This window comes from Nonomuraea sp. NPDC003804, assembly GCF_040610675.1.
Taxonomy (GTDB): Bacteria; Actinomycetota; Actinomycetes; order Streptosporangiales; family Streptosporangiaceae; genus Nonomuraea.
On record NZ_JBEXMT010000013.1, the window covers coordinates 14,870 to 35,074 of the forward strand.

General features: G+C 71.2%; 15 protein-coding genes. 9 read left to right on the forward strand and 6 right to left on the reverse strand.

From position 1 onward, the window contains the following. Positions 1-100: 100 nt before the first annotated feature. The gene (locus tag ABZX22_RS19125) at positions 101-997 is read left to right on the forward strand and encodes a PIG-L family deacetylase (RefSeq protein ID WP_354910570.1); all 897 of its coding nucleotides are present in this window, start codon (positions 101-103) and stop codon (positions 995-997) included. A 55-nt stretch (positions 998-1,052) separates the two neighbouring features. On the opposite strand, the gene ABZX22_RS19130 is transcribed toward ABZX22_RS19125, so the two are convergent. The 5 genes from ABZX22_RS19130 to ABZX22_RS19150 form a co-directional block, all read right to left on the reverse strand. Beyond that, the gene (locus ABZX22_RS19130; RefSeq protein ID WP_354910572.1) at positions 1,053-1,826 is read right to left on the reverse strand and encodes a sporulation protein; all 774 of its coding nucleotides are present in this window, start codon (positions 1,824-1,826) and stop codon (positions 1,053-1,055) included. A gap of 20 nt (positions 1,827-1,846) precedes the next feature. Further along, complete coding sequence (locus ABZX22_RS19135) at positions 1,847-3,076, reverse strand: SPFH domain-containing protein (RefSeq protein ID WP_354910574.1); 1,230 nt, start codon at positions 3,074-3,076, stop codon at positions 1,847-1,849. Continuing rightward, a complete protein-coding gene (locus ABZX22_RS19140) occupies positions 3,073-5,064 on the reverse strand; it encodes an SPFH domain-containing protein (protein ID WP_354910577.1) in 1,992 nt (663 codons plus the stop codon). The genes ABZX22_RS19135 and ABZX22_RS19140 overlap by 4 nt, the downstream gene beginning before the upstream one ends. 254 nt (positions 5,065-5,318) lie before the next feature. Continuing rightward, positions 5,319-6,542, reverse strand: coding sequence for a hypothetical protein (locus ABZX22_RS19145; protein WP_354910578.1), 1,224 nt, complete (start codon positions 6,540-6,542; stop codon positions 5,319-5,321). A gap of 199 nt (positions 6,543-6,741) precedes the next feature. Then, on the reverse strand, positions 6,742-7,245 hold the full coding sequence (locus ABZX22_RS19150) for a SigE family RNA polymerase sigma factor (protein ID WP_354910580.1): 504 nt from the start codon (positions 7,243-7,245) through the stop codon (positions 6,742-6,744). Positions 7,246-7,425: 180 nt separating this feature from the next. On the opposite strand from ABZX22_RS19150, the gene uvrB reads away from it, so the two are divergent. Further along, positions 7,426-9,561, forward strand: a complete 2,136-nt coding sequence (uvrB, locus tag ABZX22_RS19155) for an excinuclease ABC subunit UvrB (RefSeq protein ID WP_354910583.1) — start codon at positions 7,426-7,428, stop codon at positions 9,559-9,561. Between the two features lie 578 nt (positions 9,562-10,139). On the opposite strand, the gene ABZX22_RS19160 is transcribed toward uvrB, so the two are convergent. Then, positions 10,140-10,784, reverse strand: coding sequence for a GntR family transcriptional regulator (locus ABZX22_RS19160; protein ID WP_354910586.1), 645 nt, complete (start codon positions 10,782-10,784; stop codon positions 10,140-10,142). A 105-nt stretch (positions 10,785-10,889) separates the two neighbouring features. Between ABZX22_RS19160 and ABZX22_RS19165 the strand changes: the two genes are divergently transcribed. From ABZX22_RS19165 to ABZX22_RS19195, 7 genes are all read left to right on the forward strand, one after another. Further along, on the forward strand, positions 10,890-12,857 hold the full coding sequence (locus tag ABZX22_RS19165) for a beta-galactosidase (protein ID WP_354910588.1): 1,968 nt from the start codon (positions 10,890-10,892) through the stop codon (positions 12,855-12,857). Beyond that, positions 12,854-14,179 carry an aminomethyl-transferring glycine dehydrogenase subunit GcvPA gene (gene gcvPA / locus ABZX22_RS19170; protein ID WP_354910591.1) on the forward strand — a complete coding sequence of 442 codons (1,326 nt, stop codon included), beginning with the start codon at positions 12,854-12,856 and terminating at the stop codon, positions 14,177-14,179. The genes ABZX22_RS19165 and gcvPA overlap by 4 nt, the downstream gene beginning before the upstream one ends. Further along, complete coding sequence (gcvPB, locus tag ABZX22_RS19175; protein WP_354910593.1) at positions 14,176-15,717, forward strand: aminomethyl-transferring glycine dehydrogenase subunit GcvPB; 1,542 nt, start codon at positions 14,176-14,178, stop codon at positions 15,715-15,717. The genes gcvPA and gcvPB overlap by 4 nt, the downstream gene beginning before the upstream one ends. Then, positions 15,714-17,159 carry an NAD(+)/NADH kinase gene (locus tag ABZX22_RS19180; RefSeq protein ID WP_354910595.1) on the forward strand — a complete coding sequence of 482 codons (1,446 nt, stop codon included), beginning with the start codon at positions 15,714-15,716 and terminating at the stop codon, positions 17,157-17,159. Before gcvPB ends, ABZX22_RS19180 begins: the two co-directional genes overlap by 4 nt. Next, complete coding sequence (locus ABZX22_RS19185; protein ID WP_354910597.1) at positions 17,156-17,917, forward strand: SDR family oxidoreductase; 762 nt, start codon at positions 17,156-17,158, stop codon at positions 17,915-17,917. The genes ABZX22_RS19180 and ABZX22_RS19185 overlap by 4 nt, the downstream gene beginning before the upstream one ends. A 67-nt stretch (positions 17,918-17,984) precedes the next feature. Continuing rightward, positions 17,985-19,265, forward strand: coding sequence for a sugar ABC transporter substrate-binding protein (locus tag ABZX22_RS19190; protein ID WP_354910599.1), 1,281 nt, complete (start codon positions 17,985-17,987; stop codon positions 19,263-19,265). 2 nt (positions 19,266-19,267) lie between these two features. Further along, positions 19,268-20,197, forward strand: coding sequence for a sugar ABC transporter permease (locus tag ABZX22_RS19195; RefSeq protein WP_354910600.1), 930 nt, complete (start codon positions 19,268-19,270; stop codon positions 20,195-20,197). The last annotated feature ends 8 nt before the right edge of the window (positions 20,198-20,205 follow it).

Here is a 20,205-nt window from a genome sequence, read left to right on the forward strand (position 1 = left end):
CACGGTAATACCAGGGGAGGAGGCGGACCCGACTTCCGGCCGATGTCACGACATATCGCCCACCCCTACGGTCAACGGACGGGGCTCACGGGGGTGGGATTTGTTCTTCGGCCGGTACGGCACGCGCGCGCTCAGCCTGCTCGTCGGCGGCGCGCTCATCGTGCTGGCGGCGTTGCCGGTGGCGGTCCGCCCGGACAGGTGCCTGTCCGGCCGGCCGCCGGAGGGGGAGCGCTACGTCCAGGTGGTGGCGCACCCCGACGACGACCTGCTGTTCATGAGCCCGGACCTGTTCGCCGCCGTGGTGGCGGGGTGGCCCACCATGACGGTGTTCCTCACCGCGGGGGAGGGGACGGCGGGCCTGGACGACGATCACGATCCGCACGAGTACGCCCGGCGACGGCAGGACGGCATCCGCGCCGCCTACGCGTGGCTGGCCGGGGTGCCCGACCGGTGGCACGGCCGTACGGAGCTGGCGGGCGGGGTGCCCGTCAGGACCGAGTGGCTGGTCGGCAGCCCGAGGGTGCGGCTGGTCTTCGCCGGGTTACCCGACGGCGGCGACCCGCGCGCCGACGGCGGGCCGGACGCGCTGTCGCGGCTGCTGTCCGGTGTGACGCGCTGCGTGCGGGCCTTCAGCCTGCCGGGCAGGTGCCTGTCGAAGGCGGACGTGGTCGGCATGCTGGCCGCGCTGCTGACCGGGTTCGGGCCGACCGAGCTGCGCACGCTCGACCCTGACCCGTCGGGAACGCCCGCCGACCACCACGACCACACCGCCTCGGCCAGGTTCGCCAGGTCCGCGGCGGCGGGACTGCGGGTGCGCGTGCGGTCCTACCGCGGGTATCCGATCACGTCGGCGCCGCCGAACCTGCGGGCGGGAGCCGCGTGGCTGAAACGGGTGGTCTTCCAGATCTACCGGCGCCACGACTACCGAACCCGCGGCGCGCCGCGCTACGGCAACTGGGTCGGCCGGATGTACACCGTCGCGCCGCCCGAGCGGTAGGCGGGACGGGAGTGAGGGGCCGGGCGGCCCCTCACTCCGTGCCGTACCCCACGGGCTAGAACCAGCCGCGGCGCCGGGCCATCTGCTCCAGGCCCGCCTGCAGCGCCTGCTCGGCCGCGCCGGGGTGGTCGCCGTAGCGGACGGTGAAACGGTTGTAGGTGTCGTGGCTGGAGGTCAGGAAGCCGCCGCGCTTGTCGGCCTCCAGGATCACGTCCATCTGGGTCGGGCCCGCGATGAACGTCAGCTCCAGCTCGTTGAAGTGGCCGCGCCACTGGCCGCCGGCGTAGTACTCGATCTCCTGGAAGAACGGCATCGTCGAGCCGTACAGCGTGCCGCGCTCCAGATCGGCCTTCTTGAAGCGGAAGCCCATCCGGTCGAGCGCGGCCAGCACGTGCTCCTGGGCCGGCAGCGGCGTGACGTACAGCGGGTCGAGGTCGCCCTTGTCCATCGCGCCGGACAGGGACAGCTCGGTCTGCACGCCCAGGCGCATCCCGTGCAGCGGGTGGTTGCCGATCGCGCTGATCGGCGTCTCCCACGGCACCGGGATCTGGAACGGCTGCTGGTGGGCGGCCCCCCCGGCCAGGTGGAACGGCCCGGCCACCTGCTGGCGCAGGAAGCTGTAGGTGGTCTTGAACTCGTGGTCGCCGCTCTCGACCTCGACGACGGCGGTCAGGTCGATGGTGATCCCGTCGACCTTGTAGTCCGAGCTGCCGCTCTTGAAGTTGACCACGCCGCGCAGGGCCTCACCCGGCCGGACAGTGGTGTTGTGCAGAACCGTGTCGACCTCGACGCCTGCCCCGAAGGCGGCCTTCAGCTTGCGGAACACCATGAGCGTTCTCCTTGAGGTTTTTACTGGCCAACGGGCGGGTTGGCCGGGCCGTTCCCCGCGATCCTGGGCAGCAGCTGGGCCAGGAGCAGGGTGGACAGCGCCGAATCGCCCTGCCCGCTCGCCGTACGGACGACGAGCGGCTGCGGGGCGTTCTCGGCCAGCTTGGCCCCCACGTCGAGCCGGCGGCGAGCCAGCTCGTACTGCAGGACCGCGCGGTTGTCACGGTAGGAGTCGGCGAGCCTGCGCAGTGCCTTGGCCTCGTTCTCGGCGGCGGTGAGCTCGGCCCTGCCGCGCGCCTCGATCTCCCATCGCACCCGCTGGGCCTCGGTCTCCTGCTCCTCCAGCATACGGGCGACGTCCTTGCGGGCGGTGTTGTGCGCGGCCTTGACCTCGACGACGCGGGCGTCGCGGGTCTTCTTCGACCGCTCGATCTCCATCAGCAAGGTGTCGATGCGGCGCTTGCGGGTCAGCTCCCACTCCCGCTCGTAGGCCGACAGCTCCTTGGCGACCTTCTCCCTGGTGGCCAGGTGCTGCTGGTACTGGTCGGGAAGCTGCACGTCCGGGATGTTGGCGCCGGTGACGCGCACGCCGTAGCGGCCGAGCTGCCTGTTGAGCGCCTCCTGCATGTCGCCCACGTCGGAGCCGCGCAGGTCGTAGGCGCGCTCGGTGTTGACCCTGCGGCTGCGCTGCCTGATGGCGTCCTGGACGGCGCTCGACAGCACCAGGTCGAAGTTGCCCGCGCCGATCGTGCGGACGAAGGCCACCGGGTCGACGATGCGGAACTTCAGGAAGAACTCGATCGACTTCAGCGGCACGTTCTCGGCCGTCGGGCAGGCGGAGATGGGCGCCGAGTAGGGGATCTCGGTGGAGGTGTCGACGACGGCGTCCACCTTGTCCCAGGGCAGCCACAGGTAGTGGCGACCGGGGGGAAGCACCCCGGTGATCGCGCCCCACCTGCTGCGCACGCCCGTGGTGCCCTCCTCGATCTCGATGATGGCGCGCCGCCACACCGAGATCAGGGCGATCAGCAGGACGGCGATGGCGGCCAGGACCGCCAGCAGCTCGCCGGTGAAGACGGCCATCAGCGCGAAGTACAGGGCGAGGAACACCAGGGTCATCCACGCGAAGCCGCGCCTGTCCTTGGGGATGACCACGGGGACGAGCTGGCCCTGCTCGCCGCCGCGCAGCAGCTGGCGGATCTCGGACCAGGCGGCCAGCGACTCCTTGATCTTCGAGAACTCGCGGCTCATCGGGCGTCATCCTCCTCGTTGCCCTGGGGCTGCCGGGCGGGCCAGACGGGGGTGCCGAGCGGGCGCGGCTCGGGCGGCGGCGCCGGCCAGCCCCCGCCGGACGGGCTGGGGGCGGGCGCGCCGGGGACCGAGCCGGGTGCGGACGCGCCGGGGAAGCCCGGCGCGGACGGGCCGGGGACGGCCGAGCCAGGGGCGGGCGGCGGGGGCACGGGCCGCTCGTAGGAGGGCAGCGCGCTGGGCGCCGAGGGAGGCGCCGGGCTGGGCAGGCGCATCGGGCGCTCGATCGTCGTCTCGGCGTCGACGTCCGCCCAGTCGGGGCCGCCGGCCGCCGCGCGGGGGGAGCCGGCCGCGCCGTCACCGGGGGCGGCGCTACCGGAGGCGCCGCTACCGGCGGCGCCGGGGGCGGCAGTGGCCGCGGCGGGACGCGCCGGCTCGGCGGGTGCCTGCGCGATGGCGGGGATCACGGTGTCGGGGACGGCCGCGGGCTCGGGATCGGCGGCGGTCGCCACCTCGTCGGCGGCGCGCCTGAGCAGTGCGGTGATCTCGTCCTCGCGCTGCTCGACCCGCTGCGCGATCTCGGACAGCCTGGCCCTGATGGCCGCCATGTCCTCGGGCGAGAACAGCGCCGCCCCCTTGCCGCCGACCAGCTGCTGGGCCAGCGCGAGGAAGTCGATGTCGGTCTCCTCGCCCACCTGCACCACCTGGGGCAGGCGCGCGGCCACCGACTCCAGCTTGTCCAGCAGGTCCTGCTGGAAGCGGTAGTCGAGGATCTCGGGCGCCTCGGCCGCCGACAGCGCCCTGATGTCCAGCGCCTGGGCCTCCAGCAGCGCCGCGTTGGCGTTGGCCGTCGACTCGGCCTCGACGAGCCGCTGCCTGGCCTGCGCCTTGGCCTGGTGCGAGGCCCGCTCCAGCGCGGTGTCCATGCGCGCCTGGTAGGAGGCGATCTCGGCCTGGATGGCGCTCAGCGTCTCCTGCAGGCCGGCCAGCTCCTTGACCAGGTCGCCCTCGTTCTGCTCCTTGCGCAGCTGCAGCTCGTACTCGTAGGTGTAGGCCTCCTTGGCCACCCGCACCATCTCGGGGGCCGCCAGGTCCATCCGGTACTCCTGGCTGGACGGCTCGGCGTGGGTGATGTTCACGTCCGTCAGCCGTACGGCGGGCAGGAACTGCTGGTTGAGGCTGTCGAGCATGCCGAGCGTGCTCTCGCCCACCAGGTCGTAGATCTCCTCGGCGCGCTGCGCGTAGATGAGCGAGCGGGTGACCTCGCTGATGGCGTTCTGCAGCTTGGACTGGAAGCCGCTGACCGAGCCGAGCACGAAGATGAACTCCGCCGGGTTCTCGATCCTGAACTGCAGGAACAGGTCGACGCTCGCCTTGACGCCCTGCTGGGTCGGCGCCTCCCTGATGGGCGCGTTGAACGGGTACTCGCGAGTGGTGTTGACGATGTAGCTGACCCGCTTCCACGGGTTGAACAGCGTCACCCGGCCGGGATCGGCGATGTGCACCAGCTTGCCGAACTTGGTGATCAGCGCCTTGCAGCCCTCGGGCACCATGACCACGCTGCGCCGCCACCACAGGAACGCCGCGGCCAGCACCAGCACCACCCAGTAGTGCACGCCGAACAGCACGTCGACACCGGGCACCACGTTGCCGAGGGCGCCGACGAGCCCCAGCACGACCAGGATGGCCAGCGGGATGAGCACCTTGGCGGTGCTGCCCTTGGGGATCACGACGGGGGAGATGACGTGCAGGGGCTCGCCGTTCGGGCCGCGTTCGGTGAAGCTGCGGCTGACGATCTCACCGGCCTCGCCCAGCGTCGCCGACCGCGCCTCGATGATCGTGCCGACGGACGCGCCGCCGTCACGGGCGGCCAGGAAGTCGCGGGGGTTGAGCTGGAAGCCCGGTGCCTGCCCTGCCAGCTGCCCGACCTGGTCCACGGCCTGTTCGACGGCCTGGCCCATCGCCTGCCGTACGTCTCCGCCCTGTGCCATGGCTTGAGCTATGCCCTGACCGGCTTGGATCAGGGCTTCTCGTGGTCGAGACATCGCACCTCTCTTGTCGAACCGGGGGGAATCCGTACCGTATCGGGCAAGCCTTGATGATCGCTTGCAAAAGAGTGTCAACAGCCCGTGACGGTCGAAGGTCTCGGCCGGTGCCCGAGGTGTCGTGCTGGGACGGTGCGGACCTCCCTAGGAGATACCCGAGGAGGCGCCCCGGTGTAAACGCCCTGTTACCTCTTCGTGGCTCATCGCGACGCGATCGTGAGGTCGACGACCGTCAGCCTGCCGTCGAGCTCGTAGGCGAACACGCCCGGAGCGCGGCGGTCGAGGTCCGGGGAGGCCGATCCGCCCTCCGCCTCCGCCCTGATGCCCAGATCACCCGACCTGCCGGTGGCCAGGTCGTACAGCTGCGTGTGCTGGAACCGGCCGTCCTCGACCGTGGTGGCGAGCACGAACCGGTCCATCGCGGGCACGTCCCAGGCATGACCGCCCAGGAGGCGTTCGCGCGAGCCGTCGCGCGTCAAGGCCCGCTCGCCGGCGACACACCAGGTGATCCCGCAGTTCACCGGCCGGTCCTGGCCGGCCGCCGGAGCCGCGCGCCGCTCGCCGGTCAGCACGTTCACCAGCTCGCCGAAGGGCGGCTCCGGCTGCTTCTTCGTGCGCGGATACTGGAACGCCGCCGCCCACGGCCAGCGGAGCAGGTGCAGCCCCTCGGTCCCGCCGATCCTCCTGGGGGCGCCGCCGCTCAGCGGTGCCTCGTACAGGCCGCCGTCCCCGCCCAGCGACCAGACCACCTTCCCTTCGGCGACGGCGAAGTGGCCGATCTCCCCTCGTCCCGGCGCGCTCTCGAAGGAGGTCACCCTGCGCTGCGCGCCGCCCTTCACCGGAGCCGCCCAGATGTCGGTCACCCGGCGGGCCCCGTCCTTGCGGAGCGTCCACCAGACCAGCCGGCCCTCCCCGGCGGCGGTGAAGGGCCAGCTCACCACCGTGCCCTTCGGCGGCTGGACGGCGACCAGCCTGGTCAGCGCGCCGGACTTCACGTTGTAGGACCACAGCCCGTCGGCGCGGTCGGCGTTGCCGTCCTTCGTCGTGCGCACCAGCAGGGTGTCCCGGTCGAGGAACCTCTCCACCTGGTACGGCCTGCCGTCCGGCAGCGTGCGCGGAAGGGTGTGGACCGCTTGCGGCCACACCTTCCTCAGCGGTCGCGGGTCGCCGGAGGCCGTGGCGGGCGCGGCCGGTTCCGCCGGCCGCGCCGGCGTCAGCGAGGACGTCACGAGGAAGCCGGTCATCGTGACGGCGACCACGGCGACCACGGCGGCCGCGGCGGCCGCGCCCGCCGCCGCCGTGCCCCTGCGACGGCGGCGGCGGGCGGCGGCGTCCACCCGCTGGAGGAGGTCGTGGGGGGCGGCCGGCGCGCGGCCCGCCGAGCGGGACAGGGAGTCCTGCAGCAGGGTTTCCAGCTCGCTCATCGTGCCCTCTCCGTTTCTCGGGGGATGGGTCGCGCCGATCCGGGACGCTTGGCGCGGCGGCCGGGGGATCGGCGTGCGCCGGGGCGCAGGCTCGGCCCGCGGGTCGCGGGGGCAGGGCCGGTGACGGTCATGGGGACGGTCATGGAGATGGCCATGGAGATGGTCATGGAGATGGTCATGGGGTGGTCAAGGGAGGCGGTCATGTCGTCGGCTCCGGTTCGGGGAGCAGGGTCAGGCTCGACCTCAGCTTGTCCAGCGCGCGGGAGGCCTGGCTGCGGACCGTGCCCTGGGAGACGCCCATGATCGCGGCGATCTCCTCGTCCGACCGGTCCTCGTAGTAGCGCAGCACGATCACCGTGCGCTGACGGCGGGGCAGCTTGGCCAGCTCCCGCCACAGATCGGAGTCGAAGTCGGCCCACGCCGACGGGACGTCGGCCGTCTCCCTCTCCGGCGGGTCCCACGCCAGATGCTCGCGCCGCCGCCGGCGCCAGACGTTGATGTGCAGCCGGGTCATCGACACCCGCACGTAGCTCTCGGGGTCGTGCTTGCGGCACACCCGCGACCAGGAGCCGCGCAGCCGCACCAGCGCCTCCTGCACCAGGTCCGCCGCGTCGTGCGGGTTGCCGGTCAGCGCGTACGCGTAACGGGTCAGCGCGTCGGCCCGGCCGGCGACGAACGATTCGAACAGCGCATCGTCGGTCATGTGGTCCCTTCCATCCCGGTATAGACGGGGAGGGAGGCGCTGACGTTGCACGGCGGGCGGGAGAAAATGGGCCCGATGCGACCGCGGGTACCGGAGTCTCGCCGGAGTGCCCGGGCAGGCGTCAGCGGGCGGGCGGGCTTGCCGTGAGAAATGTCAGTCCCACCACCTACAGTGAATGACATGCGGCCGGTAACAGATTTGCAGCGCAAGGTGGCGCCCTTCGAGGTCGTCACCGAGATGACCCCCTCCGGCGACCAGCCGACGGCGATCGCCGAGCTGGAGCGCAGGGTGAAGGCGGGGGAGAAGGACAACGTGCTGCTCGGCGCCACTGGCACGGGCAAGACCGCCACGGTCGCCTGGCTGATCGAGCGCCTGCAGCGGCCCGCGCTCGTCATGCAGCCCAACAAGACACTGGCCGCGCAGTTCGCCAACGAGCTGCGTGAGATGCTGCCCAACAACGCGGTCGAGTACTTCGTCTCCTACTACGACTACTACCAGCCTGAGGCCTACGTGCCGCAGAGCGACACCTACATCGAGAAGGACTCCTCGATCAACGACGAGGTCGAGCGGCTGCGCCACTCGGCGACCAACTCGTTGCTCACCAGGCGCGACACCATCGTGGTCGCCTCGGTCTCATGCATCTACGGCCTGGGCACGCCCCAGGAGTACGTCGACCGCATGACCAGGCTGCGCGTCGGCATGGAGGTCGACCGCGACCAGCTGCTGCGCCGCCTGGTCGACATGCAGTACACCCGCAACGACCTGGCCTTCACGCGCGGTACCTTCCGGGTGCGCGGCGACACGATTGAGATCATCCCGAAGTACGAAGAGCTGGCCGTGCGCATCGAGATGTTCGGCGACGAGATCGAGAAGCTCTCCACGATGCACCCGCTGACCGGCGACGTCATCACCGAGGACGAGGAGCTCTACATCTTCCCCGCCTCCCACTACGTCGCGGGCGAGGAGCGCATGGCCAGGGCCGTCGAGGGCATCGAGGCCGAGCTGACCGGGCGGCTGGCCGAGCTGGAGCGGCAGGGCAAGCTGCTGGAGGCCCAGCGGCTGCGCATGCGCACCACCTACGACATCGAGATGATGCGTCAGGTCGGCACCTGCGCCGGCATCGAGAACTACTCACGCCACATGGACGGCCGCGAGGCGGGCAGCGCGCCCAACACGCTGCTCGACTACTTCCCCGAAGACTTCCTGCTGGTCCTCGACGAGTCCCACCAGACGGTGCCGCAGATCGGCGCCATGTACGAAGGCGACGCCTCCCGCAAGCGCACCCTCGTCGACCACGGCTTCCGCCTGCCGTCGGCGCTCGACAACCGGCCGCTGAAGTGGGAGGAGTTCCTGGAGCGGATCGGCCAGACCGTCTACCTGTCGGCCACGCCGGGCACCTACGAGCTCGGCCGGGTCAAGGGCGAGGTGGTCGAGCAGGTCATCCGCCCGACCGGCCTCGTCGACCCCGAGGTCGTCGTCAAGCCGACCAAGGGCCAGATCGACGACCTGGTCCACGAGATCCGCGAGCGCGCCGACAGGGACGAGCGGGTCCTGGTCACCACGCTCACCAAGAAGATGGCCGAAGACCTGACCGACTACCTCCTCGAGCTCGGCATCCGGGTCCGCTACCTGCACAGCGAGGTCGACACGCTGCGCCGGATCGAGCTGCTGCGCGAGCTGCGCATGGGCGAGTTCGACGTGCTGGTCGGCATCAACCTGCTGCGGGAGGGCCTCGACCTGCCCGAGGTCTCGCTGGTGGCCATCCTCGACGCCGACAAGGAGGGCTTCCTGCGCTCGGAGACCTCCCTGATCCAGACGATCGGCCGCGCGGCCCGTAACGTGTCCGGCCAGGTCCACATGTACGCCGACAAGATCACCCCGTCGATGGAACGGGCGATCGAGGAGACCTCGCGGCGCCGCGCCAAGCAGATCGCCTACAACGAGGCCAACGGCATCGACCCGAAGCCGCTGCGCAAGAAGATCGCCGACATCCTCGACTCGCTGCAGCGCGAGGACGCCGACACCGAGCAGCTGATGGGCAGCGGCAGGCAGCAGTCGCGCGGCAAGGCGCCGGTGCCGGGTTTTGCCGCGCAGCGCGCACTGCGTGCCTCCGGCGCGACCCCGGCCGGCCAGCACGCCAAGGCGATCGCGGGCGAGATGCCGCGTGCCCAGATGGAGACGCTCATCGACTCGCTCACCGAGCAGATGCACCAGGCGGCGGCCGACCTGCAGTTCGAGGTGGCGGCCCGGCTGCGCGACGAGATCAAGGAGCTCAAGCGCGAACTCCGCGACATGCGCGAGGCCGGGGTGAAATAGCCCCGCCGGTATGTGCAGGGTCCCTCGCCGACCTGCGACGGGGCCCTTACCCCGGCGTCCGCGGGTGTCGGTCGGCGTCCCCTGGGTGTCTGTAGCGGGGCGTTCCTGGGGTGTCGGCCGATATCCGTGGGGTGGTGGTCGGGGCCGCTGGTGGGTGCCCGTACGGCAAGCGGGGTCACGGCCACCGTGGTCACCGGTGGCCGCCCGTCCATCACGCGTACTCCAGCGGGACTCCGGCTGATGTCCCCGACGCCGGCTTTGCGGGCTGATCGTCAGGGTGAGCGCCCGTTGGGTTGGTGACGGACTCAGGGTTGTGGGCGACCTGGCCAGACCGGACCGCCTGTCCGCGGTTCGATGCCGCCCAAGAGGAGCATCCGGCCGGCCCGAAGGGCGCATCACGCACCCCGAAGGGCCGTATCACGCATCCACCCGGAAGCACCGCACGTATCCACCCGGAAGGGCCGTATCACGCATCCGGAAGGGCCGCAGCACGCTGCCACCTGGGAAGGGCCGCAGCGCGCATCCGGAAGGGGCGCGGCAAGCGCGTCCTGCGGTGGTGAAGGAGCGGGTGTGCCCGGTCAGGAGGCGGGGATGTGCGACATCATGCGTTCCATGCCGTTGATCCAGTTGTCGCGCAGCGCCTCGCCGGCCTGGGCAAGATCGCCGGTCATGAGGAGTTCGGCCACGCGGCAGTGTTCGGCCGCCTCGCGTTCGAGGGGCGTCTCGTCGCCGGCGAGCAGGTGGGCGTAGCGGCGCATCCCGGCTTTGACGCTGGTGATGAGGTCCAGCAGCCGCTCGTTGCGGCAGCCGCTCAGCAGCAGGTCGTGCCACTCGTCGTCGTGCCGCTCTATCTCCTGCTGCTCGGCGATCCGGTCGGGGAAGTCGCGGGCCAGATCGAGCAGCTTGGGGCCGATCTCGCGCAGGTAGGTCGGGTCGGAGCAGTCGAGCGCCAGAGACTCCAGCGCGGCGACGATCTCGCAGAGCTCCCTGAACTCCTTCCTGCTCACCGGGGCGAACCGGAACCCGCGGCCCTGGTTGCTCTCCAGCACGCCTTCACCCGCCAGAGTGATCAGCGCCTCGCGCAGGGGGGTGCGGCTGACGCCCAGGTCGGCGGCCAGCGCGACCTCGTTGATGTCGGTCCCCGCGGCGAAGTCGCCTCGATCGAGCCTGCTCAGCAGCTCTTCCCTGATCTGCTCGCGTAGCGGTCGCCGGTCGATCGGCATATCACTCCTTCGGTTCGGCCCTGATCAGCTTAACCCTTGACGGCATGCAAAATACAGCACTATGAATTCTGTATACAGATTTCGGATGTCCGGAAGGAGCGATCAGTGCGCCTGACCCGAGTGCCGGGACTGCTGTTCGGCGGTGACTACAACCCCGAGCAGTGGCCGGAGGAGGTCTGGGCCGAGGACGTGCGGCTCATGTCCGAGGCCGGGGTCACGATGGCCACCGTCGCGGTTTTCTCCTGGTCAAGGCTGGAGCCCCAACCAGGCGTGTACGAGTTCGGCTGGCTGGACCGGGTCCTCGACCTGCTCCACGAGCACGGGGTGACCGCCGACCTGGCGACCGCCACCGCCACCCCGCCGCCTTGGCTGGTTCGGGAGCATCCGGAAATCATGCCGGTGGACGCGCAGGGGGTACGGCTGGAGTTCGGGTCCCGGCAGGGGTACTGCCCGAGTTCGCCGATCTTCCGTGAGCACGCCGTGCGCCTCGCGACGACGATGGCCACCCGGTACGCCGATCATCCGGCGCTGGCGATGTGGCACGTGGGCAACGAGTACGCCGACCACACGCTCGAATGCTTCTGCCCCGAGTCGGCCCGGCACTTCCGCGCCTGGCTCCAGGCCCGCTACGGCACGATCGGCGCGCTGAACGACGCCTGGGGCACCTCCTGCTGGGGCCAGCACTACACGGGTTTCGGGCAGATCGAGCCGCCCCGCAAGGCGCCGGGGCCGGTCAACCCCGCCCAGCTGCTCGACTGGCGCCGCTTCTGCAGCGACGCCCTGCTGGAGCTGTTCACCGCCGAGCGGGACGCGCTGCGCGAGGTGACGCCCGCCGTACCCGTCACCACGAACTTCATGAGCATCCTGCACGGCCTCGACTACTGGGCGTGGGCGGCGGCCGAGGACCTGGTGAGCGACGACGCCTACCCCGACCCCGCCGACCCGCACTCGCACGTGGCGATCGCCCTCAGCTACGACCTCATGCGCTCGCTCAAGCAGCGCCCCTGGCTGCTGCTGGAGTCGGCGCCCTCGGCGGTGTCGTGGCGCGAGGTCAACGTGGCCAAGCCGCCCGGCATGATGCGCCTGCACAGCCTCCAGGCGGTGGCCCACGGCGCCGACGGGGTGATGTTCTTCCAGTGGCGCCAGGCCAAGTACGGCCCGGAGAAGTTCCACTCGGCCCTCCTCCCGCACGGCGGCACCCGGACGCGCGGCTGGCAGGACACGCTGCGGCTCGGCGCCGACCTGCGGCGACTGGCCGAGGTCGCGGGCACCGCCACGCGCGCCGAGGTGGCGCTGGTCATGGACTGGGACAGCTGGTGGGGCCTGGAGGCGCCGGAGTCGATGCCCTCCAACCGCCTCAAGCTCAAGGATCTGCTGCTGGCCTGGTACGCGCCGCTGCACGCCCGCGGGATCGCGGTCGACCTGGCGCCGCCGGAGCGCGACCTGTCGGCCTACCGCGTCGTGATCGTCCCCAACCTGTACCTGTGCACGGCCGAGCAGGCCAAGGCCCTCGAGTCGGTCACCGGCGAGCTGGTCGTCGGCCCGTTCAGCGGCGTGGTCGACGCCTCTGACCGGGTCCACGACGGCGGCGCCCCCGGCCCGCTGCGCGACCTGCTGGGCGTCGCGATCGACGAGTTCTGGCCGCTGCCCGACGGGACCGCCCAGCCGGTACGGCACGCCGACGGCACCCCCGGCCTCGCCCGCACGTGGGCCGAGTGGCCGCGCCTGGTCGGCGACGCCGTCGAGGTGCTGGCCCGCTACGAGGGCGGCGACCTGGACGGCCTGCCCGCCGTCACCCGCAACGGCACCGTCACCTACGTCAGCTGCCTGCTCGACGACGTCACGCCCGTCCTCGACCGGGTGCTCCACGGGGTGGAGGCGATCGACGTCCCCGCGGGCGTGGAGGCCACCCGGCGGGAGAACCACCTCTTCCTGCTCAACCACACCGCCACCCCGCAACAGGTCACCCTCCCGAGGCCGGGCAGGGACCTGCTCACCCAGACCGACCTGCGAGGCACCATCCAACTCGCCCCGCGCGACGCCGTCGTGCTGAGGATCGAAGGAGACACGTGACGCACCCCTACATCCCGAACGCCGAGCCCGGCGTGCGGGCGGAGATGCTCGCCGCCATCGGCGCGGCGAGCGTCGAGGAGTTCTACGCCGACATCCCGGCGGAGTTGCGGCTGGCCAGGCCGCTCGACCTCCCGGAGCCGTTCACGGCTGAGCACGACCTCGTGCGCCACATGAAGGGCCTGCTCGACCGCGTCACCGACACCGAGCAGGCGCTGAGCTTCCTCGGGCACGGCTGCTACCCCCACCACGTGCCGGCCGTCTGCGACGAGGTCAACTCCCGCAGCGAGTTCCTGACCGCCTACGCCGGCGAGCCGTACGAGGACCACGGGCGTTTCCAGGCCCTGTTCGAGTACGTCAGCATGATGGGCGAGCTGCTCGAGATGGACGTGGTCAACGTCCCGACCTACGACGGCTTCCAGGCGGCGGGCACGGCCCTGCGCATGGCCTGCCGTTACACCGGGCGCTCGAAGGTGCTCCTCTGCGCGGCCGTCAGCGCCGACAAGCTGAGCAAGCTGCGCGACTTCCTCAGCCCCGACATCGAGATCGTCCTGGCCCCGGTCGGAGACGGCGGCGAGATCTCCGTCTCGGCGTTCGACGACTCCTACGCGGCCGTCTACCTGGAGACTCCCAACGTCTACGGCGTCGTCGAGACCCGCGGACGGGAGCTGGCCGACCTCGCCCATGTCCACGGCGCGCTGCTCGTGGTCGGCGCCGACCCGATCTCGCTCGGGGTGCTGGCCCCGCCGGCCGCCTACGGCGCCGACATCGTCTGCGGCGACATCCAGTCGCTCGGCATGCACCAGAGCTACGGCGGCGGCCACGCCGGCTACATCGCCACCCACGACCACGAGCCGCTGGTCGCCGAGTTCCCCTCCCGGCTGTTCGGCATCGCGCCCACCAAGGTCCCCGGCGAGTACGGCTTCGGCGACGTCTACTACGACCGCACCTCCTTCGCCCTGCGCGAGGAGGGCAAGGAGTGGGTCGGCACCGCGGCCGCCCTCTGGGGCATCACGGCGGGCGTCTACCTGGCGCTCATGGGGCCGGAGGGCATGCGCGAGCTGGGCGAGACCGTCCTGGCCCGCACCCGCTACGCCATGGACGCCCTCGCCGGATCCGTCACCGTGCTGCACAGGGACGCGATCCACTTCCGCGAGTTCGCCATCGAGGTGCCCTCCAGCCGGGCCCTGCTCGACGGGTTGCGCGCCCGCGGCATCTACGGCGGCGTCGCCCTCGACGACCGCACGGTGCTGGTCTGCGTGACCGAGCGCCACTCCATCGCCGACATCGACCGCCTCGCCGCAGCCGTCCAGGAGGTGCTGTGAACACCGGTGAGTCCTTCGCCGAACTCCCCGTCGCGCCGAAGCCGCCGCTGCGCCGCTTCCACCAGGCCCGCTGGGACGAGCCGATCATCTTCGAGCTGTCGGCCCCCGGCCGCCGCGGCCTGGCCGTGCCGGAGCCGGGCGCGCCGCGCGTGGAGCTGCCCGAGTCCGTACGGCGCGCCGAGCCCCCGAAGCTGCCCGAGATGGCGCAGCTGCACGTGCTGCGGCACTACCTGCGCCTGTCGCAGGAGAACCTCGGCGTCGACCTGAACATCGACGTCGGCCAGGGCACCTGCACGATGAAGTACAGCCCCAAGGTCAACGACAGGTTCGCCGCCGCGATCGCCGAGGTGCACCCGCTGCAGCACGAGGAGACCGTCCAGGGCGTCCTGGAGATCTACTGGCGGCTGGAGCGGATGCTGGCGGAGATCTCCGGCATGTCCAGGGTCTCCCTCCAGCCCGGATCGGGGTCGGCGGCCATCTACGCGAACATCGCCATGATCCGCGCCTACCACGCCGCCAACGGCGAGGGCCACCGCGACCAGGTCATCACCACGATGTTCTCCCACCCGTCGAACGCCGCCTGCGCCAAGACCGCCGGCTACGAAGTGATCACCCTGATGCCGGACGCCGACGGCTACCCCGACATCGAGGCGCTGCGCGCGGCCGTCGGCCCCCGCACCGCCGCGCTGATGATCACCAACCCGGAGGACACCGGCATCTTCAACCCCCGCATCAGGGAGTTCGTCGAGCTGGTGCACGGTGTGGGCGGCCTGGCCTGCTACGACCAGGCCAACGCCAACGGCATCCTCGGCATCACCAGGGCCAGGGACGCCGGGTTCGACCTGTGCCACTTCAACCTGCACAAGACCTTCTCCACGCCGCACGCCTGCGGCGGCCCCGCGGCGGGCGCGTGCGGCGTCTCCGAGGCGCTGGAGCCGTTCCTGCCCGGCCCCGTCGTCACCTTCGACGGCTCGGCCTACGGCCTGGAGACCCCGTCCCGCTCGATCGGCAAGGTGCGTCCCTTCCTCGGCGTGACCCCCAACATCGTCCGCGCCTACGCCTGGATCATGGCCCTCGGCGGCGAGGGTCTGCGGCAGGTGGCCGAGACGGCCGTGCTCAACAACAACTACCTGATGCACAAGATCCTGCAGATTCCCGGCGCGTCGGCGCCCTGGGACAAGCGGCGCGTCGAGCAGGTGCGCTACTCCTGGCAGGAGCTGTCGGAGGAGACCGGGGTCCACTCGGAGGAGATCGGCGTCAGGGCGGCCGACTTCGGCGTCCACTACTGGACCAGCCACCACCCCTACCTGGTGCCGGAGCCGTTCACGCTGGAGCCCACGGAGTCGTACTCGAAGGAGGACCTGGACGAGTACGCCGCCATCCTGGCCCACGTGGCCGACGAGGCGCGCCGCGACCCCGAGTTCGTCAAGGGCGCGCCGTACAACCAGAGTGTGCACAAGATCGACCCGACGCCGCTCGACGACCCCAAGGAGTGGGCGCCCACCTGGCGCGCCTACGTCCGCAAGCACCTGTCATGACCGCCGGCCTGCCCGCCCCGCGCCCGCCCCGCGACGCGGTGGTCGGGCTGATCGTGAACCCGGTGGCCGGGCTGGGCGGGGCGGCGGGTCTGAAGGGCAGCGACGGCGCGCGGATCCAGCGTGAGGCCCTGGCCAGGGGCGCGACGCCTCGGGCGGGGGAGCGGGCGGCGCGCGCCGTCCGCGCCCTGCTGGCCCGCCGCCCCGGCACCCGCGTGGTCACGGTGCCGGGTCCGATGGGCGAGGACAGCGCCCGCGCCGCCGGAGCGTCCTTCACCCTGGTACGGCCGGCCCCGGCCCCGGCGGACGCCGGAACGCCGGAAACGGACCTCCCGGCGGGCATCGGAACGCCGGGAGCGGATCTCCCGGCGGGCGCCGGAACGCCGGGAGCGGATCTCCCGGCGGGCGTGGCCACCACGGCACGTGACACGCGGCTGGCGGTCGGCGCGCTCGCCGACGTCGACCTGCTGCTGTTCGCCGGCGGCGACGGGACCGCGCGGGACGTGCTCGACGCGGTCGGCGCGCTCGGCGACCAGGCGCCCCCGGTGCTGGGGATCCCGGCGGGGGTGAAGGTCTACTCGGGCTGCTTCGCGGTCAGCCCGGCCGCGGCGGGACTGCTCGCCGCCGACCATCTCTCTGCCGCCGAGGCCGGCCTGCGGCGCGGCGCCGGGACGGCGGTCCCGGCGGACCCGGACCCGGCGCAATCGGACCCGGCGACACCAGGCCCGGCGACACCAGGCCCGGCGACACCAGGCCCGGCGACACCAGGCCCGGACGTACCGGGCACGGTGGAGGCCGAGGTGGTGGATCTCGACGAGGAGCGCTACCGGCAGGGACAGGTGAGCCCGCGCCTCTACGGAATCCTGCGCGTCCCCGCCGCCAGGGCCGGCCTGTCGGGCCGGAAGGCCGGATCCAGCGGGATCGGCCCGGCCACCGTCGAGGGCATCGCGCGAGAGGTCGTGGCCCGCATGCGGCCCGGCGTCCGCTACGTCCTGGGTCCCGGCGCGACTACGCAGGCGGTCGGCCGCGCCCTCGGGCTGGCGACCACGCTGCTCGGGGTGGACGTGGTCGAGTCCGGTGAGACGGGCGTGCTGGTGGCGGGCGACGTCGCCGAGCCGGAACTGCTGGCTCTCGTCGCGGGCCGGGAGGCGGTCGTCGTGCTGTCGGTGATCGGCGGGCAGGGGTTCGTCCTCGGCCGCGGCAACCAGCAGATCTCGCCCCGGGTGCTCGACGCGGTCATCGGGTACGGCGACGCCGCCGCGCGGCGCCTGCTGGTGGTCTCCACCCCGCAGAAGCTGGCCGCGTTGCGGGGCCGGCCACTGCTGGCCGACAGCGGCGACGAGGACCTGGACCGCAAGCTCAGCGGCCACGTCCAGGTGATCACCGGATACCGCGAAAGCACGATTTACCAGATCTGTACAGCAAGTGAGGAGTTCCACGGATGAAGACGCTCGAGGGCAAGGTCGCGATCGTCACAGGCGGTGCCTCGGGCATCGGGCGGGCGACGGCGCTGCTGTTCGCCCGCGAGGGCGCCCAGGTGGTGGTCGCCGACCTCGACGGCCCCGGAGCCGAGGCGACGACCGAGCAGATCGCGGCCGAGGCGGGCGACAAGGCCGCCGTGGCGGTGCGGGCCGACGTGTCGGACCCCGACGACTGCGAACGGATCGTCCGCACCGCCGTCGACACCTTCGGCGGGCTGCACGTGCTGTTCAACAACGCCGGCATCATCCGCCGGACCACCGCCCTGGACCTCGACGTCGAGGAGTGGGACCGCGTCATGGCGGTCAACGTGCGGTCCGTCTTCCTCATGTGCAAGCACGCCATCCCGGCCATGACCGAGGGCGGCTCCGTCATCAACACCGGCTCCGGCTGGGGCCTCAAGGGCGGTGGCAACGCCATCTCCTACTGCGCCTCCAAGGCCGCCGTCGTCAACATGACCAGGGCCCTGGCCATCGACCACGCCAAGGCCGGCATCCGCGTCAACTCGGTGAACCCCGGCGACACCGACACGCCGATGCTGCGCGACGAGGCCCGCCAGCTCGGCGAGGACTGGTCGGCCTTCGAGGCCGACGCGGCCGACCGGCCGATGGGCAGGTCCGGCACCCCGGACGAGATCGCCCAGTCCGTGCTCTTCCTGGCCAGCGACGCCGCCAGCTACATCACCGGATCGGCCCTCGTCGTCGACGGCGGCGGCCTCGCCTGACCCCCCGGGCCCGTCCCCCGGGCCCCGAATCGCCTCACCACCCCCCGAAAAGCCTGAAGGAGCCACCATGAAGCGTGCGCTAGCCCTCCTGGGCGCACTCGCCCTCGCCACCACCGCGTGCAGCGGCAGCGGCGGCGGCAACGTTCCCGGCACGAGCGGCGGCCAGGTCACCGTCCGCTGGTCCACCTGGGGATCGGCCGAGGACGTGAAGCTGTACGAGAAGTTCACCGAGGACTTCCACAAGCGCCACCCCGGCATCCGGCTCAAGATGGAGTCGGTCGCCAAGTACGAGGAGTACCACCCCAAGCTGCTGGCCCAGCTCACCAGCAAGACGGCGCCCGACGTGTTCTTCGTGGGCGACGACAACATCGGCAAGTTCGTCTCCGCCGGCGTGCTCTCCCCGCTCAACGACCAGCTCGCCGGGGCCGACTCCAAGAGCAAGCCGGAGGACTTCTTCGAGGGCGTGTACGGCGGCGCCAAGCGCGACGGGAAGATCTACGGCGTCCCCAACGACACCAACCCCGAGGTCCTCTGGTTCGACAAGCAGGCCCTGAAGGACGCCGGGATCACCGAGGACCCCGCCGCCCTCCACGAGGCCAAGCAGTGGACCATGGCCAAGTACCTGGAGATGAACACCAAGCTCAAGGCGGCGGGCAAGGCCGGCTCGATCTTCTGGAACTGGTACGGCTCGACGTACTCGATGATCAACGGCTTCGGCGGCAAGGTGTGGGACGGCGGCAAGTTCGTGGCCACCACCGACGCCAAGTCCCGCGAGGCGTTGCAGACGCTGGCCAAGGGCTACCAGGACGAGACCTTCCTCAGCGCCGACACGCTGCCCGACAGCAACGGGCCCAGCACGCAGTTCCTCAAGCACAAGGCCGGCTTCTACGCCGGCGGCCGATGGATGATCGACTCGCTCAGGAAGGGCGGCGACCTCGGCAACTACGACATCGTGCCGTTCCCCTCGCCGACCGGTGAGCCGATGCCCGGCGCGGTCGCCGCCTCCTACCTGGCGATCAACAAGGACACCAAGCTGCCGAAGGAGGCCTTCACCTTCTTCACCGAGTTCGTCGGCAAGGACGGACAGCTGCTGCGGCTCAAGGACGGCGGCGCCGTGCCGTCCATCAAGGGCGCCGAGCAGGTCGTCCTGGCCGACAACTACCCCGCCCACGCCCAGACCTTCCTCGACGTGCGCGACACCGGCTTCGCGAACTACCCCGAGGAGGTGTCCGTGCCCGGCCTCACCGCCGACATCAACGAGCACCTGATGAAGGTGTGGACCGGCAAGGTCGGCTTCGACCAGGGCATGGACGAACTGCAGAAGCTCGTCGAGAGCAAGCTGGGCTAGCCGTGGCCATCGTCACCGAGGCGCGCCCCCGGGCGGCCGCCCGGGGGAAGCAGACCATCAGGAACAGGGACGGCTGGTGGGCCGCGCTCTTCCTCGGGCCGCAGCTCGTCGCGCTGGCCCTGTTCCTGGTCTTCCCGCTCGGCTTCGCCGTCGTGCTGGCCTTCATGCGATGGGACGGGCTCGGCGAGAAGGACTGGGTGGGCCTGGACAACTTCGCCGCCCAGCTGTCCGACCCCGAGTTCGGGCTGGCCGTGTGGAACACGATCAAGCTCGCGCTGCTGACCGTCCCGTTCGGGCTCGCCCTGGCGCTGCTCATCGCGATCGCGCTGAACAGCGTCAAGGGCAGCGGCTTCTACCGCGTGCTGTACTTCATGCCGGTGGTCACCAGCTCGGTGGCCGTCGCGCTGATGTGGCAGATCATCCTGGCCGGCGACGAGTACGGCGTGCTGAACACCTCGCTGCAGCGCTGGTTCGGCATCACCGCGCCCGACTGGCTGCGCGACCCCGGCTGGGTGATCGTGGCCATCGCCGTCGTGACGATCTGGTCGTCCCTCGGCCTCAACGTGGTGATCTTCCTGGCCGGGCTGCAGACCATCCCGCCGCAGATCGTCGAGGCCGCCAGGATGGACGGCGCGGGCAGCCTGCGCATCTTCCGTTCGGTCACGCTGCCCCTGCTCTCGCCCACCATCTTCTTCTCGACGGTGGTCGCGGTGATCAGCTCGTTCCAGGCCTTCGACCAGATCTACGTGCTGGTCAACCCGAAGTACAACGAGGGCGCCCGCACCATCGTCTACCAGGTCTACGAGCTCGGCTTCCAGGACTTCGAGTTCGGCATGAGCAGCGCCGCCGCGCTGATCCTGCTGGTCCTGACGCTGCTGGTGACCCTCGTCCAGTTCGCCGCGCAGAAGCGCCTCGTCCACTACGACACGTGAGGGAGCCC